The 16,469-nt window shown below is 52.0% G+C and carries 13 protein-coding genes; 2 read left to right on the forward strand and 11 right to left on the reverse strand.

Annotated features, from left to right (window positions below; genetic code table 11):
- Window positions 1–34: 34 nt before the first annotated feature.
- Entirely contained in the window at window positions 35–1,054 is a 1,020-nt protein-coding gene (locus tag M2406_RS10540; protein ID WP_259189872.1) for an NADP-dependent oxidoreductase, read from the reverse strand.
- Between the two features lie 60 nt (window positions 1,055–1,114).
- Entirely contained in the window at window positions 1,115–1,897 is a 783-nt protein-coding gene (locus M2406_RS10545) for an SDR family oxidoreductase (RefSeq protein WP_259189969.1), read from the reverse strand.
- Window positions 1,898–2,082: 185 nt separating this feature from the next.
- On the opposite strand from M2406_RS10545, the gene M2406_RS10550 reads away from it, so the two are divergent.
- On the forward strand, window positions 2,083–2,643 hold the full coding sequence (locus M2406_RS10550) for a TetR/AcrR family transcriptional regulator (protein ID WP_026142447.1): 561 nt from the start codon (window positions 2,083–2,085) through the stop codon (window positions 2,641–2,643).
- An 8-nt stretch (window positions 2,644–2,651) separates the two neighbouring features.
- Here M2406_RS10550 and M2406_RS10555 read toward each other — a convergent pair whose 3' ends face one another.
- From M2406_RS10555 to M2406_RS10580, 6 genes are all read right to left on the reverse strand, one after another.
- The gene (locus M2406_RS10555; RefSeq protein ID WP_112362540.1) at window positions 2,652–4,031 is read right to left on the reverse strand and encodes a sodium:solute symporter; all 1,380 of its coding nucleotides are present in this window, start codon (window positions 4,029–4,031) and stop codon (window positions 2,652–2,654) included.
- Window positions 4,032–4,132: 101 nt separating this feature from the next.
- Window positions 4,133–5,059 (reverse strand): carbamate kinase, encoded by a 927-nt coding sequence (gene arcC, locus M2406_RS10560; protein ID WP_259189874.1) that lies wholly within the window; start codon window positions 5,057–5,059, stop codon window positions 4,133–4,135.
- A gap of 72 nt (window positions 5,060–5,131) precedes the next feature.
- Window positions 5,132–5,983 (reverse strand): dimethylarginine dimethylaminohydrolase family protein, encoded by an 852-nt coding sequence (locus tag M2406_RS10565; RefSeq protein ID WP_012145904.1) that lies wholly within the window; start codon window positions 5,981–5,983, stop codon window positions 5,132–5,134.
- A 95-nt stretch (window positions 5,984–6,078) separates the two neighbouring features.
- Window positions 6,079–7,527 carry an APC family permease gene (locus tag M2406_RS10570; protein ID WP_012145905.1) on the reverse strand — a complete coding sequence of 483 codons (1,449 nt, stop codon included), beginning with the start codon at window positions 7,525–7,527 and terminating at the stop codon, window positions 6,079–6,081.
- A 108-nt stretch (window positions 7,528–7,635) separates the two neighbouring features.
- Window positions 7,636–8,574, reverse strand: a complete 939-nt coding sequence (gene argF, locus M2406_RS10575; protein ID WP_218216792.1) for an ornithine carbamoyltransferase — start codon at window positions 8,572–8,574, stop codon at window positions 7,636–7,638.
- A 208-nt stretch (window positions 8,575–8,782) separates the two neighbouring features.
- Window positions 8,783–9,676 (reverse strand): LysR family transcriptional regulator, encoded by an 894-nt coding sequence (locus tag M2406_RS10580; protein ID WP_115184300.1) that lies wholly within the window; start codon window positions 9,674–9,676, stop codon window positions 8,783–8,785.
- Between the two features lie 620 nt (window positions 9,677–10,296).
- On the opposite strand from M2406_RS10580, the gene katG reads away from it, so the two are divergent.
- Window positions 10,297–12,495 carry a catalase/peroxidase HPI gene (gene katG / locus M2406_RS10585; protein ID WP_259189876.1) on the forward strand — a complete coding sequence of 733 codons (2,199 nt, stop codon included), beginning with the start codon at window positions 10,297–10,299 and terminating at the stop codon, window positions 12,493–12,495.
- A gap of 57 nt (window positions 12,496–12,552) precedes the next feature.
- On the opposite strand, the gene M2406_RS10590 is transcribed toward katG, so the two are convergent.
- The 3 genes from M2406_RS10590 to M2406_RS10600 all read right to left on the reverse strand — a co-directional run bounded on the left by M2406_RS10590 (window position 12,553) and on the right by M2406_RS10600 (window position 16,458).
- Window positions 12,553–13,974 carry an MFS transporter gene (locus M2406_RS10590; RefSeq protein WP_259189878.1) on the reverse strand — a complete coding sequence of 474 codons (1,422 nt, stop codon included), beginning with the start codon at window positions 13,972–13,974 and terminating at the stop codon, window positions 12,553–12,555.
- Between the two features lie 191 nt (window positions 13,975–14,165).
- Window positions 14,166–15,356, reverse strand: a complete 1,191-nt coding sequence (locus M2406_RS10595) for a sugar transporter (RefSeq protein ID WP_041418615.1) — start codon at window positions 15,354–15,356, stop codon at window positions 14,166–14,168.
- Between the two features lie 160 nt (window positions 15,357–15,516).
- Complete coding sequence (locus M2406_RS10600; RefSeq protein ID WP_012145911.1) at window positions 15,517–16,458, reverse strand: sugar phosphate isomerase/epimerase; 942 nt, start codon at window positions 16,456–16,458, stop codon at window positions 15,517–15,519.
- Window positions 16,459–16,469: the final 11 nt, after the last annotated feature.

Genomic DNA, 16,469 nt, shown 5'->3' on the forward strand with positions numbered 1-16,469 from the left:
CGACAACGGCAACACGGCAGCATAGAATAAGGAATTAATCCTGCATCTTGATAACCACTTTTCCCTTTGCATGCCCCTGGGCAAGGTAGGCAAGAGCCTCCTTTGTTTGAGCAAAGGGGAATACCTTGTCGATCATGGGTTTGATTTGTTCGGTTTCTACCAGTTTACCTATCTGGCTGAGTTGATCACCTTCTGGCCGAACGAATAGAAACGTATAGGTCAAGCCCCGCTTTTTTGAAAGACGCATAATATTGCGGCTCATAAGCCTGAAGATAAAAGTCAGAAAGAAATTTAACCCTCTAGCCCGCGCAAATTTGACATCTAACGGCCCGACGAGAGAAACAATACTTCCTCCAGGCTTAAGGATCTGGGTGGATTTTTCAATCATATCTCCCCTGGTGGTGCCAAGTACCACATCATAGCCAGCCAATACTTTTTCGAACTCTTCTTTTTTATAGTCAACGACTTCGTCAGCCCCCAGGCTCCTCACCCATTCGATATTGCCCGTACTGGTTGTCGTCCCCACGGTTGCGCCCAATTGCTTCGCCAGTTGGATAGCAACGGTGCCTATTCCTCCAGAACCTGCCGGGATGAAAACCTTCTGACCAGGCCGTAGCCTGACACGCTCGGTCAGAGCTTGCCAGGACGTGAGGCTAACCATAGGGAGCGAAGCCGCCTGCACAAAATCCAGATTTGCCGGTTTTATAGCCACAGCGCTCTCAGGCACCACGGCAAATTCGGCAAGAGACCCCGTTCCCGTATCGAAGATGCTGGCGAAGATTTCATCGCCTGGGGAAAAACGAGTCACGCGACTTCCCACGGCAATAACAACCCCAGACAGATCGCTACCCAATGTTGCGGGAAGCTTAAAATGCAGAACCGGCTTAAATATTCCGGTTGGGATCATATTGTCGATTGGATTTAGGCCCACAGCGTAAACTTTAACCAAGACTTCATTAGCCTTGAGCGAAGGATAATCTACGTTATCAAACCCTAATTCAGGAGATTTACCGTAACGCTTAAACGTGAAGGCTTTCATCGTCTTATTATTCATTTATTTTTCCCCTGCCGTGCAGGCAGCTGAACGATTGTTCTGAGCAGTACCCTTTATTATCTAAAGGGTTTTATATCGCTCTGCGGCTTCATCTTGTTTGATATCCGATAGCAGGGTCTGACGCGCAGCATCGAGGTTGTCCCAACGTGCGGCATTCTGCAAAGGTGGGATGGTAACAAGTTCACGCCGATCAAACCCAACCAGGGCTGCATCAACCAATTCGCCCACTTCCATCATTTGGGGCAAAGTGTTGGTGTCGATACCTGCACGTTGCCAAATTTCCGTATAAGTCCCGGCAGGGAGCACCGCCTGAACATAAACCCCCTTCTGCGCCAGCTCAATATTCATGCCCTGAGACAGGAACAGAACAAAGGCTTTGGTTGCGCCATAAACCGACATTGCAAATTCAGGGGCGAGCCCGACGACGGAACTGATGTTGACGATAGCGCCCTCGCCAGCCAGCACAAACCGTGGCGTCACAGCATTAGCCAGTCGGGTTAAAGCCGTCACATTAAGCGCGATAAGCTGCTCAATTGAATCAGACGTCTGCTCTATAAAGCTGCCCGACTGCGCGATACCCGCGTTATTGATAAGAATGCCTATCCGCGTGTCATCACGTAAACGAGCTTCAACAGCCGCTAAATCATCCGCTTGCGTGAGATCCGCAGGCAGAACGTCGACGGCAATACCGCTTTCTTGTCTCAACTGCTCGGCAAGGCTATCCAGTTTTGTCTTGTCGCGGGCGACCAGAACCAGGTCATGGCCCCGGCGTGCGAACCGTTCAGCGTATACGGCGCCAATGCCTGTGGAAGCGCCTGTAATCAGAACTGTTGGTTTGGTCATGAAATACCCTTCTTTATCAATGAGTAAATAAAATTCGCAAACTGCGATGTCTGTAGAACCCTGATAGTGGTGGCTAACGGGACCATCGCGATGATGATGATCATAATCTAAAAAGTCAATCCGTTTGATTACGATCATCATCAATGTATACTGACGACATGAGTTTTAGGAGAAGAGGCAGAGCAATGAGGGTTTCTAAAGAGCAGGTTCGTGCAAACCGAATACGTATTGTTGAAACAGCTTCAGCGTTGTTTCGTGAGCGAGGCTATGACGGCGTGGGTGTAGCAGAGCTGATGTCTGCGGCAGGTTTAACTCATGGCGGGTTCTATAAGCACTTTGCTTCCAAGGCTGATTTGATGGCGGAGGCGATGAGCTGTGGTTTTACGCAATCCGCAGAAAATACGGCGGGTGTGAACCGGGAACAATTTGTTGAAAACTATCTCTCCCGTCAGCATCGTGATGATATGGGCAAGGGTTGTGTGATGTCGGCACTAGGTACTGATACGGCGCGCCAATCTGAATCGATTAAGGCGACGTTTGCGGCTGGCATTGAACGTCAGCTGGCTCTGTTAGCCAATGAAAATGGCGAGGGTGACTTAACGCGTGCCGACCTGATCGATACCATCGCACATCTTGTCGGTGCTCTGGTGCTGTCCCGCGCCTGCCCTGATGACTCCGCGCTGGCAGATGAGATTTTGGACGTTTGCCGCTCCCGAATTCTCAGTAAGGAAGCCCACGAGAATTGAGTTTCCGATTAATTCTGCGGGGTTGGTGTCCGAAAATCAGGCCATAACAGGCTTATTGTCACGAAGGTCACCAGATTCGCCAACAGCCCGTAATAGGTCACACTGTTAGCCTGCATTCCGTATCTGGCCATAAAATAGATGATGATGACAGCACTGGACACCATTGCCGATATCGCCCCGGTGGTTGAAGACCTTTGCCAACAAATGGCTCCAATCAGGGGGACCAACAGCACGCCAACCAGAATGGTATAAGCGACAGTCAGCGCAGTAATAACATCGCCAATCAAACTGGCGATGATCAGTATAGTGAAACCAAAGGCCAGGGTTGCGCAGCGGTCTGTTTTAATTGAACATTTTTCTTTCTTGAATAAAGCGGCATAAATATCATAAACAAACAGGGTTGAGGTCGCCATCATGCAGGCGCTGGCTGTAGACATGAGTGCCGCGAGTGAAGCAGCAATGACAATCCCCCGAAGGCCTACGGGAAGCACCGTCTGTACGGCGCTCATGAATACGGCATCCGGGTTGCCAATATCGGGCAAAAACACCCGACAACTCATGCCGATAACTGCACCCATCACGCCCCAGACAATACAATAAACCCCGGCGACGAAGCCTCCCCAGCGAGCAACGCCGGCACTTCGTGCGGTAAACATGCGTTGCCAGATGTCCTGCCCGATAAACATTCCCAGGCAGTAGATTAAAAAATAAGTAACGATATTCGGTAAGCCAATATTGTTCAGAGAGAAGAAACCCTCGGGTAAAATATCCTGCATATTTTGCCAACCACCGGCATGAATAATACTGGCAGGCATTAAGATAAAAAGTATTCCGACCGTCATCATAATAAACTGAAAAATATCAGTCATGGTTAATGACCACATCCCCCCCAGAAAAACATAAATAACCACCACCCCGCCACCGATCCAGATGGCATACAGAAAGGGGATGCCCAACAAAACCTCGATAATGCTGCCTATGGCGATAATGGAAGTAACCGCAACCATTAGGTCATAGACCATCATAATAGCCGCTCCCAACAAACGAACACGGGGACGATAACGGATCGCCAGCACCTGAGTTACGGTGTGCAAATTGAGTTTCAACAACGGGGTAACCAGAAACAAGCTCAGACCAATGAGCCCCATTCCCAGGCTGGTTGCCAGCCATAACCCAGAGATACCATATTGATAGCCGAGCCCCATACTGCCCATGGTTGCCGCACCGCCAAGCACCGTCGTGGCCATAGTCCCGGTGAACATCAACGGCGCGAGACGCCTGCCAGCCACGGCATAATCATCTCGCGTTTTTGCGCGCTTCCAGCCCAGCCACCCCACGCCTAACACCAATAACAAGTAAAGCCCAATGAGGGAGAGATCAATAACCACAATTGTCTCCTTTGCCATGTCGCTTTGGCTGATGGCCCGGAATAGCCGCGGTGCCAATATCTGGTACACCCATGTGTAATCAACGAGCTTTAAGGTGCTCGTCAGTGAAACGCCACGCCATCAATATCTTTATTGATCAAGGTTCCCGCCCGTCCATCGACCATATCAACAATGTCCTCCAGCGATCCGATCACTGCCGATCTGCCACTATTGATAGAAAACTCACACGTAGCCTGGATCTTGGGCCACATTGAACCTGCCGGAAAATCCATTTCAAGCAGTGCGTGTGGATTAGCGGCTTTAATTGCTTTGCTGTCCGCCGTGCCAAAATCAGTGAAAACTCTGCTGACGTCGGTCGCGATAATCAGTAAGTCAACATCCAGCTGCTGAGCCATCAGGCTGCAGCAACGGTCTTTGTCTATAACGGCCTCCAGCCCACGGCTTTGCGAACTGAGGGTGGTGACCGGGATACCGCCACCGCCGCCGGCAATCACAATCACATCATTGTTTACCAGCGTGCGTAATGTCTCAATTTCGACGATCGCCAATGGCTGTGGGCTGGGAACAACGCGGCGGTAATATTTACCATCCGGTTTTATTATCCAGCCTTTTTCCTGCATTAATTTTTTGGCCTGTTCTTCGTTATAGACCGGCCCAATAAATTTATTGGGTTGTTTGACTGCAGGATCGTTGATATCAACCTCTACCTGAGTCAGCAAACAGGCAACCTGCCTGCCGGGCATATGATTGCGTAGCTCCTGCTCCAGCATGTAACCAATCATCCCCTGGCTTTCCGCGCCCAAAACATCAAAGGGATAGGGCTCAACTTTATCGGCGTAGGACTCAGACTGCAGTGCTAATAATCCTACCTGTGGCCCATTTCCATGGCTGATAATTATCTGGTGTTTGCCATCCAGACGGGAAATAGCTTCACAGGCTATAACGATATTTCGCCGTTGGTTTTCCGCAGTCATGGCTTCCCCACGTTTTAATAGCGCATTGCCGCCTAATGCTATAAGTATTCTCATAATTATCCTCTCCTGTTCCCTGACAGATAAGAAAGGGGAAGCCCAACCCTCCCCTTTAGATGGCTGACTATTTCATGCCCGTTCTAATGGGAAAGTCATGCAGTGAGGCCCACCGCCACCTTTGAGAATTTCCTCCAATTCAATTTCAATGGTTTTAATTCCCAAAGCAGCAAGTTGCTGGTTGGTCTCTTTATTATTTTTGAAGGTCAGTACCCGGTCATCACCCAATGCCTGCAAATTACAATGATGGCGGAATACCCCCTGTTGCGGAACATCAATCAGGGTGAATTTTCTTCTGGCAAGCAGATTTAAAAACTCATCGGGAAGCGCGGCTTTGCAAACGACCGCGACTTTCTCTGCAACAATATTAAAGCACATGTCCAGGTGAAGATTTTCACGCTTACAGAAGATAGGTACCATGGTGTAACCCAGTTCCCACATCTGGCGTTCAATGTTCTTGTAGCCGTCATAGTCCGTTCTTGCCACCACGCCCTGAGCAATAGTGTGCTCATCTATCATCCAGAAATCACCGCCCTCAAATGCCCCACTGGTACAGCGTGCAACGCAGGGGATACCAAGCTGTTTCATCTTGGCCTCATAAGTTGCCGTTTCCCCCTGCCGGCAAGGTTCGCGGAACCTCCCCATAATGAAGCCTTCCGCGACGCAGGCACCGAAATCGCGCGCATAAACCTGATAAGGAAGGTCAGGATCAGGATCCATCAATACCACTTCAACGCCATTTTCACGATAAGCCTGAACCAGCGCATCATGTTCGCGCCGAAATGCGCTAATATCGGCTGACTCGCCTTTTTCCAGCCAGTCTTCAGTAATGACATTAATAGGCTGGAATGAAAAATGTTTTGGTGGACATAATAAAACCTTCTTCAGTCTATTAGTTGCATTTTTTACATAGCTTCTTTCCATTTTTAACCTCTTAATTATCTTTATTTCACAAGATACATTCAGGGTATTTTCATCGATATGAGTACAGAATTAATCCGAATGCCTATATTGAGTAATCAGTCTTTTTTCACTATTTCGGTAGGAATATTTTCCAGTATCAATTTGGCCTGTTCTTCTCCGGAAACAGATTTATCCCGCAACAAATAGAGGATCATGCCAATCACCAGCAGCACACCCAATAGCAGATGCTCATAGGGCCACTTAAGCGACGCCGGGCTGCCAGGAACCAACATGGCCGCAGCCATAAGCAGAGTCACAATGGCCCCCACAGCCAGGGTGAATTTTCCTCCCGGAGTGGGAAGTGGGCGCGGAAGCTCAGGGCGCAATTTCCGCAGTCGCATCACGGAAAACAGCGTTGACCCCCACAAGACGATATAGGAAAAAGCGGCCACGGTGACCAGTGGGAGAAACACGGCTTTACCCAGCAGACAGGCAGAAGCGGCTATTAATGAAACGAAAAGGATGGCTACCGTTGGCGTATGGTAAACCGGGTGCAACCGGGAGAAAGCGGCCGGAATTAAACCCACCTGGCTCATATACATGAGTAAACGAGTTGCGCCATAAAAACAGGCGTTATAAACACCCACGACTCCGCAGCAAGCAGCCGCCGTTAATACCAACCCCCAAACTGGCGTACCTGTCACTATTTCTGCTGCATGAGCAAAGGGGATATCCATGGTCATCAGGCTTTGCCACGGCACAATGGCCGAAGGAACCAGCATGGTAATCAGATACATAAAGGTGGCGATGACCAGAGAGATAATCAAAGCGAGAGCGGTTTTTTTACGGCTTAGGCTGGCAGAGGCTTCTTCCGCCCCCTTGGCTATGGTTTCCCATCCGGCAATAGAAAATGGCAGGAGCGCCAGCAGAGCCACCACGCCGGCAAAGGTCGGTTTGCTCTGTAACGGGCTGAGATTTTCAAGGTTGATATAGAATGAACATGCAATCAGCGAGACGATAACCAGGGTTAAAACAGTCACTGTAATGACCGTCTGTAACGTTGATGAAAGTTTTACCCCCCGGTGCTGCATCATGCCGATCCCCGCGACAAGTAACAGCCCGATAATCAATAATGGAGCACTGACCGCAAACCCGCCGACCTCATAGAGAATCGCCGCACTCTTCATGGAAGGCAGCAGGTAGCCCAGCATGGTGGTGATCGCCAGCGCTTCCCAGGCGCATAAAATGATATTCACCAACACGCCGAACCATCCGGCAATCATCGCGGCAAAACTACCGAAGGCAAGGTAAGAATACGCAGCCTCTCCGCCTGCCAGCGGAACCGCCGAGATGGCTTCCAGATAAGCCAGCGCCAGGGGAAGCTCAATGAGAAGGCAGAGCAAAATGGCCAGTGCCGCATTGGATGGGCCACCGGCGGTGCTTAGCCAGGTGCCGGTAAGTACCAACCAGGAAGCACCAAACACGCAGCCAATACCCATCCCCAAGAAACCATTGAAGGTAATGGCTTTTTTTAGATGTGTTTTATTCTCCACAGATTGGCTCATAACAAACTCCTTAGTGAAGTACGGATGGCGACTAAAAGTAGAAGTGATATCTGACGGCATTACGCGGAGGAGCCAGAATTTTGGCTCCCTCGCCTTTGAGCCGGAATGCTAGACCGCCGTAGCCACCATAACGGCCTTCACGGTGTGCATGCGGTTTTCACCCTGATCCCACACCACGGACTGTGGCCCTTCAATGACTTCGTCTGTCATATCTTCGCCACGGTAACCCGGCAGGCAATGCATGAAGACCGCCGTTTTACGCGCTTTCGCCATTGCCTGTGCGTTGATCTGGTACGGCATAAAGTCTTGAATGCGTTTTTCTTTCTGGGCTTCGTTTTCACCCATGCTATGCCAGGTGTTGCCATATACCACATCAGCTCCACGCAGCGCCTCGTCGAAGTCCCGGGTCACGATGACTTTGGAACCGCTTTTCGCCGCGTGTTGCTGCGCACAGGCCAGAATTTCCGGTACGGGTTCGTACCCTTCAGGGGCAGCAACGTAAATATCCATTCCCATCATGCCGCAGCCGATCATCAGGGAATGACAGACGTTATAGACATCGCCGGCATAACAGACTTTTACCCCTTTCCATTCACCAAATTTTTCTTTAATGGTCAGAAGGTCGGCCAGCCCCTGGCAAGGATGTTCCAGCGCCGTTAACGCGTTAATCACCGGATTTTTCATGTATTGCGCAAACTCCTGAACAATTTCCTGTCCATAAGTTCGGATATACAAACCATCAAAATAGCGATCAATAATGCGTGCGGTATCTTTAATTGGCTCGCCACGGCTGAGTTGCATTTCATCCGGGCGCAGATAGATAGACTGAGCCCCCAGCGCCGTTGCGGCGGCATGGAAGGAATTACGGGTACGCGTAGATTTTTTTTCGAAAATCATGCCATAGGTACGCCCACGTAAATATTCATGTGGCTCACGCATGGTCCATTTGCGTTTTAAATCGGCTGCCAGCTCGACCAAATAACGGATCTCTTCCGCTGTATAATCCTGCATGGCAAGATAGTGTTTAGCGCGAAATTTATCTCTCATTTCATATCCCTCGATGTTTGGTAAAACGCCCATTTTACGGATAGCAGCATTCCAGCCACTGTACCCATCTGAATATTTACTGATGTGCCACTGAGCGTAAGACTGAAATACATTGCTAACAATAGATATAAAACAAAGCTGACTTTATCATTTATGAATGTTTAACCGGAAAGCGTTGTAATATAAGTATGCATTATTTTTAGTAGGGTCATCCATGTTCCAGAAGAATGTCAGACACCAGGGCTTCGAGTGCTTCATTATGCGGGCGACTTCGGTTAAGAATAAGGCAGTGAGTCACCTCATAGCTTAATTCTTCAGATTTCAGCAAGTACATTTCCTGTTTATCGACCCACTGCTGAGCATAATGTTGCGGCAGATAACCAATGTGTGTCCCTGCCAAAACCAGTAAGGCGACAGCCTCCATCTGGTGGGCCGTGGCAGTGATTAGTGGTGGCATTACAGGCACCAAATCCGACGGCATCAGATAACCACGCTTCACCCAACTGAAGCGCAGTAAGTCCTCGGAGGTTACCTTTGATGATAAATACAGCGGATGGTGCTTTCCGCAATAGATTGAAATTTTTTCACTGAAGAGATCGATATACTCAAGGTTTTCTAATCTGTGTCCAATATAAGATATCGCCGCATGCAGTTCGCCGCTGATAATTTCTTGTTCAAGTTCTGTTGGTGATTTAATAAAAACCTGCAGACTTACCTCATGATTACGCTGATAAAAACGTCTTATTGCCTCAACTACTTTTGCTTCGGGCAACGTCAATGTGCTGTCTAACAGCCCGATCATTAACTCGCCGCGTAGCCGCCCTGAAAGGTTATGAACCTGTAAAACAAAAGCATCTAATTTGGCGAACAGTTGTTGTGTATAACACAGCACCTGTTCCCCTTCCGCTGTCAGACTGAATCCTTTTTTACCCCGTTCACAGAGGCGAAAGCCCAGCCGCGTCTCCAGAGTCGACATACATGTACTGATGGCGGACTGGCTCATATTCAGCTGTGCCTGAGCGGCCGAGAATCCATTACACTGCACTATGGTCAAAAATATCTGTAACAATCGGATATCAACGTTATGAATATTACCAAGCATGACCCCTCCTTATATAATGAGTATAATTAACTCAATATTCAAACTCCTCTTTATTGGGTTCCAGAATTGGCTGAAAGCAAAATCCCTGGTTTCGATGTTTATTATCAATGCATAGATTTATTTAGTGATGCTGGTAGGCACTGACTAATAAATTATTTTCATCCTGTTTAATCGGCAAGTCAAAAAATACATATATTCAAAGCTGATAGTTTAGACCCGTGCAGCAATTATAGGGGGAATAGCCTATAGATAGAGGACGAATAATTCCATTTGGCTGGCAGGTGATAATGCTATTTTTGACTATTCGATAATCCCGTCCGGCCTTATCACCAGAAAGACCCTATCAATTAATACCATTTCAATAGCCATAGACTATTACAACATTCAACCATTCCTATTTTATCTATCTGCATCCACTGACTAAGCTTAGAACTGAGTGTCAGTGCGAGCCCCATCAGCGGTTGGCGAAGCCTCATTTTTTATTATTTAAAATCAGTTGATTAGACAAACCATTAGCGCAACACCCGACGCGAGCATTAGCCCGCGATATCAAGCTAACGGCTCCCCAGGGACTGCAGACAGGGCCTGGCGAGCGAACTTACAGAAGCAGAGAGCGCATCATGACAACTGAAAGCAAATGCCCATTTTCGGGTGGCGGTAAACCGAACACGCCACGCCGTGGCCCTTCGAATCAGGACTGGTGGCCCAACCAACTCAGCCTGAAGCCACTGCACCAGCACTCCTCCCTCTCCGACCCGATGGACCCTGACTTCGATTACGCCAAAGCCTTTAACAGTCTGGATCTGGCCGCCGTTAAACAAGATCTCCACGCCCTGATGACCGACTCACAAGAGTGGTGGCCGGCAGACTTCGGCCACTATGGCGGCCTGTTCATTCGTATGGCCTGGCACAGCGCCGGCACTTATCGTATCGGCGATGGCCGTGGCGGCGCAGGTGAAGGCCAGCAACGTTTTGCACCGCTCAACAGCTGGCCAGACAACGTCAGCCTCGATAAGGCCCGACGTCTGCTGTGGCCAATCAAACAGAAATACGGCCGCAAAATCTCCTGGGCCGACCTGATTGTCCTGACCGGTAACGTCGCACTCGAATCCATGGGCTTTAAAACCTTCGGCTATGCGGGCGGCCGCGCCGATACCTGGGAGCCGGATGACGTCTATTGGGGATCGGAAAAAATCTGGCTGGAGCTGAGCGGCGGCCAGAATAGCCGCTACTCGGGCGATCGCGATTTGGAAGATCCGCTGGCAGCGGTGCAAATGGGCCTGATTTACGTTAACCCGGAAGGGCCGGACGGTAACCCAGATCCGGTCGCTGCCGCCCGTGACATTCGCGAGACCTTTGCCCGAATGGCGATGAATGATGAAGAAACCGTGGCGCTGATCGCCGGCGGTCACACTTTCGGTAAAACTCATGGCGCAGGCCCGGCCTCGCATGTGGGTGACGATCCGGAAACCGCAGGTCTCGAACGACAGGGCCTCGGCTGGCAGAGCAGTTTTGGTACCGGTAAAGGTAAGGACGCCATCACCAGCGGCCTGGAAGTCACCTGGACCACCACGCCGACCCAGTGGAACCACGACTTCTTTAAACACCTGTTCGAATACGAGTGGGAACTGACGCAAAGCCCGGCAGGTGCCCACCAGTGGGTAGCCAAAGACGTTGGCGAGACCATTCCCGATGCGTTCGATCCGGCGAAGAAACAGCGCCCAACCATGTTAACCACTGACCTGTCGCTGCGTTTCGATCCGGCATACGAAAAGATCTCGCGTCGCTTCTATGAACATCCTGACCAGCTCGCAGATGCTTTTTCCCGTGCCTGGTACAAGCTGACCCACCGCGATATGGGGCCACGCGCCCGCTATCTCGGCCCGGAAGTGCCGGCCGAAGAGCTGATTTGGCAGGATCCGATCCCAGCCGTCGATCATCAGTTGATCAACGATCAGGATATCGCCGATCTCAAAACCAGCATCCTGACTTCCGGTCTGCCGATCTCGGTACTGGTGTCCACCGCCTGGGCTTCAGCCTCCACTTTCCGCGGGTCAGACAAGCGCGGCGGTGCCAACGGTGCGCGCATTCGTCTGGCGCCGCAGAAGGACTGGGCAATCAACCAACCGGCGCAACTGGCGCAAACGCTGGCCAAGCTGGAAGATATCCAGCAGGCGTTCAATAATGCCCAGTCGGGCAACAAACGCGTCTCGCTGGCAGATTTAATCGTGCTGGCCGGTGCCGCGGCGGTCGAACAGGCGGCAGCCAACGCCGGTCATCCGGTAAGCGTGCCCTTCACTCCGGGCCGTATGGATGCCACGCAAGAACAGACCGACGTCGACTCCTTCGAAGCGATGGAGCCGGTTGCCGATGGTTTCCGTAACTACCTGGAGCGCCAGTTCAACATTCCGGCCGAAGCCTTGCTGGTCGACAAAGCACAATTGCTGACGCTGACGGCACCGGAAATGACGGTACTGGTGGGCGGGCTGCGGGTGTTAAACGCCAACGTCGGCCAGAGCCAGCACGGCGTGCTGACCCAACGGCCGCAGGCACTGAGCAACGACTTCTTCGTCAATCTGCTTGATATGGGCACCACCTGGAAAGCGGCAAGCGAAGATGGCGTGTTTGAAGGCCAGGACAGCCAAACCGGCGCGCTCAAATGGACGGCGACCCGCGCCGACCTGATCTTCGGTTCACATTCCCAACTGCGCGCGCTGGCGGAAGTCTATGGCAGCTCGGATGCTCAGGCGAGTTTTGTATACGACTTTGTCGCCGCCTGGAATAAGGTAATGAACCTCGATCGTTTTGATCTGGCCTAAGTTATAACAGCATGAAGATCCCGGCGTTGTCTCAATGCGCAACGCCGGGTGGCTCGGTCAGATATTTTCCAGATCGATACCGCGAGTTTTTGGACCAAACACCCCGATCACCACCATCACAATCAGCATGCTGGCAACGATAAACGCAATCACCCCTACCGAACCGCCGTATTGCAGGATCATGCCAATAATCAGGCTGCTGAATACCGTCGACAATCGGCTGAACGAATAACAGAATCCGACCGCACGGGCACGGATATAAGTCGGGAACACTTCTGACTGGTAGGAGTGGTAACTGTAGGTCAGCCAGGCATTGGACCAGGTAATGAAGAACCCGCACAGAATCAGCCACAGAGGGTTATTCTGCATGGCAAACAGTGAGCCGAAAATCACAGTCACCAGGCAGGAAAGAACAATCTGCCATTTGTTTTCCATCTTGTCGGCATAGCGACTGCACAGTAATGATCCCAGCGGATAAGCCAGGGTAATAAAGAAGGCGTACAGCAGACTGTGGGTGATTGAAGCGCCCTTTCCGGCCAGTAAGGCCGGCAGCCAGTTGCCAAAACCGAAGAAACCAATCGCCTGGAAGAAATTCATCACCACCAGCATCAGGGTGCGGCCCCGGTAACGAGGCGACCAGATATCTTTAAAGCTTCCCTGCGCGGGCGTTTCGCTTGCTGATTCGGCATCACGCAACGGGAATTCCGTCACCTGGGTAACACCGCAACGACGCTCCATCGCTAGCATTACCTGCCTGACCTCCGGGTAACGTCGCTGCTGCGCCAGCCAACGCGGGGACTCCGGCAAGCCTTTACGCACCAGCCAAATCACCAGCGAAGCCACGGCACCGGCGATCACCACATAACGCCAGCCGCTCAGACCCAAAATGGTCTGTGGTACCAGCCACCACGACATCAACGCGACCGTTGGCACCGACAGAAATTGAATGAAAAACGAAAAGGCAAAGGCCCGGGTACGCAGATGCGCAGGCACCCACTCGGTCAGATAGGTATCTATGGTGACCAGTTCAATCCCCAATCCGACTCCCACCAAAAAACGCAGGAAGATCACCCACTCTGCCTGATGCTGAAAGGCCAGGCACAGCGAAAACACGCCGTACCAGGCCAGCGCAAACATAAAGGTGGTGCGGCGGCCAAAGCGGTCGGCGTAGGGGCTGAGCAGGCTGGCGCCGATAAACAGGCCAAGGAAGGTGGCGGAGGCAAAAGCCGCCTGGTCGGAGACGCCGAACACGCCTTGCGCGCCGGTATGGAATATCCCCTCGGCAATTAAACCGGTGCTGATATAGCCGGTCTGGAACAGGTCATAAAGCTCAAAAAAACCGCCCAACGCCAGCAAAGCGATAAACTTCCACAGGCCGGCCGAGGTCGGCAACGCATCAATTCTTGCTGACAAATCCTGTTCATGGATCGGTGACTGGGCCACCGCATCGCTTCCTGCAACCAAAACACCACTCACCATTAACCTCGCCATAACATAATTATTATTTTTCTATGCTATAGGCTCGGCGTCGGAGTTAAATATTTAATTAGCAGGCTATGAAAGGTAATTAAGCATAAAAAACTGCAGCAATCTGTTTTGCTGAGAGAAAATTTAAGCCGTGGGAAGATGCCTGACAGTGAGCCGGCGGCCCACTATCAGAGTGCAGGCAGTTAGCGGATTTGGTGGTGTTGCAGGCGTTCACTACGGTAAAAGTTCAGCAGGCACCAGCCAAGGGCGATCAACGCCAGTGGGGCAGCGACAAAGCCAATGTTGCCCATACCCAGATACTGGCTGACCTGGTTACCCAGCAGTGCGCCGGCACCGATGCCGAAGTTGTACAGCCCGGAATAGATCGACATCGCCACGTCGGTAGCGTCCGGGGCCAGGTTCAATACTTTGGCCTGCATCGACAAACCAATTGCCATGATTGCCATGCCCCATACCGCAAACAGCACCGTCAGGTGGTTTTCATCACCGGAGGCCGGTAACAGCAGCAGCAGGCTCAGCATCAATAAGGCGATGGCGCCGATGAAAAAGCCCGACGGGAAACGCTCGCTGAAACGGCTAAACAGCAGACTGCCGATGATACCGGCGGCACCGAACAGCAACAGCATCAGGGTGGTGAAGTTTTCCGACAGCCCAGCCACGGTCTGAATAAAGGGTTCGATATAGCTGTAGGCGGTAAAATTGGCCGTCACCACAATGATGGTCAGCATATACAGGCTGACCAACGCCGGGCGCTTAAACAGCATTGGCACGCTGGCCAGCGAGCCGGAATGCTCGCTTTTCAGCACCGGCAACAAGCGCCACAGCAGCACCAACGCCAGCGTGGCACAGACGGCGATACCAATAAAGGTCATGCGCCAGCCGAGGATTTGACCCACGATACGGCCCAGCGGCAGACCGAGCACCATCGCCAGCGCGGTTCCCCCCGCCAGCAGGCTCAATGCCTGCGCCTTTTTGCCCGCGGGTGCGACCCGGATCGCCAGCGAGGCGGTGATCGACCAGAATACCGCATGGGCCAGCGCCACGCCGGCACGGGAAATCACCAGCGTGGTGAAGTTCCATGCCACGGCGGTCAGCACATGGCTGGCGATAAACAGGATAAATACCCCGATCAGCAGTTTGCGCCGCTCAATCCGGCTGGTCAGCAGCATACACACCAGCGAACTGGCGGCGACGATCCAGGCATAAATAGTGATGATCAACCCCACCTGCTCGGTCTGCATCGAGAAGCTTTGGGCGATATCACTCAGCAACCCGACCGGAATGAACTCGGTGGTATTGAAGATAAAGGCCGAAACGGCAAGAATGACCACGCGCAACCAGGCAGTTGAGCGAGAGACCTGAGTTTGTTCCATGTTAAACGGGATCCGGACGGGAGCGGGAAGTAGCGATATTTTAACCAATCGGCAGGGTAAATGCGACATGCGTCACATTTTTATTAACCTGTTTTTTTCGCCAGCCTTTTGCCATCCACGGCCTGCACAACGGCAGACCCTGGACAGCAACGGATGCCGTTTACTGACTGATACAGTGCTTTAACGCCTCGACCGAGGTATTGATGCCGGCATCGACCGACATGGTCAGATCCTCCATCTCCAGCGACACCCAGTCGTTATAGCCCATCATGCGTACCACCGAGAAAAACTCTTTCCACCACTGCAGATCCTGCCCGCAGCCGACCGCCACATAATTCCAGGCGCGCTCCGCCACCTGCTCCACCGGCCGGGTTTCCAGCAGCCCGTTGACTGCCACCACGCCCCTTTCCAGCCTTACGTCCTTGCCGTGCACGTGGTGGATGGCGTCCCCCAAACGGCGGGCTACGGCAATCGGATCGGCCCCCATCCAAATCAGGTGGCTGGGATCAAGATTCAGCCCGACCATCGGCCCCACCGCGTCACGCAGCCTGAACAAGGTGTCGGGGTTCCACACCAGCATCGAGCTAAAGTTCTCCAGCGCGAATTTCTCGATGCCAAACGCCTGTGCCTTTTCCACCAGCCGTTGCCAGTAGGGGATTGCCACTTCGTTCCACTGATAATCCAGGCAGTTTTTCAGCGTCGGCGGCCAACTGACGGTATAGGTGATCCAGTTGGGGATGCTGTCGCCGGGCGCCGCAGGGGGCAATCCGCTCATCATGACGATTTTCTTCACCCCCAGGCCGGCGGCCAGCGCCAGCGTGTTGTCAGTATCGTGGCGATGTTTTTCCCCCAACACGCCCGGCTCTAGCGGGTTACCGGAAACGTTCAGCGCGGCAATCTTCATGCCGCGGCTTTCCAGTGCCGCCAGTAACCGTCGGCGCTTACCGGCGTCCTGCAATAACGCCACGGTATCCAGATGCGGTGCCGAAGACCAGCCGCCGGTGGTCATTTCCACACCAAACACTCCCAATTCGCCCAATCGATCCAACATGGCTTCAAACGGCAGGTGGCCCAGACTATCGGTACAGAAAGAAAGCTTCATGTTATGTCTCC

This window comes from Serratia sp. BIGb0163, from assembly GCF_024809935.1.
Classification (GTDB): domain Bacteria; phylum Pseudomonadota; class Gammaproteobacteria; order Enterobacterales; family Enterobacteriaceae; genus Serratia; species Serratia quinivorans.

Coding starts and splice junctions, on each gene's coding strand:
- M2406_RS10540 (WP_259189872.1), bottom strand. CDS start 1,054: ATGAATAATAAGACGATGAAAGCCTTCACGTTTAAGCGTTACGGTAAA.
- M2406_RS10545 (WP_259189969.1), bottom strand. CDS start 1,897: ATGACCAAACCAACAGTTCTGATTACAGGCGCTTCCACAGGCATTGGC.
- M2406_RS10550 (WP_026142447.1), top strand. CDS start 2,083: ATGAGGGTTTCTAAAGAGCAGGTTCGTGCAAACCGAATACGTATTGTT.
- arcC (WP_259189874.1), bottom strand. CDS start 5,059: ATGAGAATACTTATAGCATTAGGCGGCAATGCGCTATTAAAACGTGGG.
- M2406_RS10565 (WP_012145904.1), bottom strand. CDS start 5,983: ATGGAAAGAAGCTATGTAAAAAATGCAACTAATAGACTGAAGAAGGTT.
- M2406_RS10570 (WP_012145905.1), bottom strand. CDS start 7,527: ATGAGCCAATCTGTGGAGAATAAAACACATCTAAAAAAAGCCATTACC.
- argF (WP_218216792.1), bottom strand. CDS start 8,574: ATGAGAGATAAATTTCGCGCTAAACACTATCTTGCCATGCAGGATTAT.
- M2406_RS10580 (WP_115184300.1), bottom strand. CDS start 9,676: ATGCTTGGTAATATTCATAACGTTGATATCCGATTGTTACAGATATTT.
- katG (WP_259189876.1), top strand. CDS start 10,297: ATGACAACTGAAAGCAAATGCCCATTTTCGGGTGGCGGTAAACCGAAC.
- M2406_RS10590 (WP_259189878.1), bottom strand. CDS start 13,974: ATGGTGAGTGGTGTTTTGGTTGCAGGAAGCGATGCGGTGGCCCAGTCA.
- M2406_RS10595 (WP_041418615.1), bottom strand. CDS start 15,356: ATGGAACAAACTCAGGTCTCTCGCTCAACTGCCTGGTTGCGCGTGGTC.
- M2406_RS10600 (WP_012145911.1), bottom strand. CDS start 16,458: ATGAAGCTTTCTTTCTGTACCGATAGTCTGGGCCACCTGCCGTTTGAA.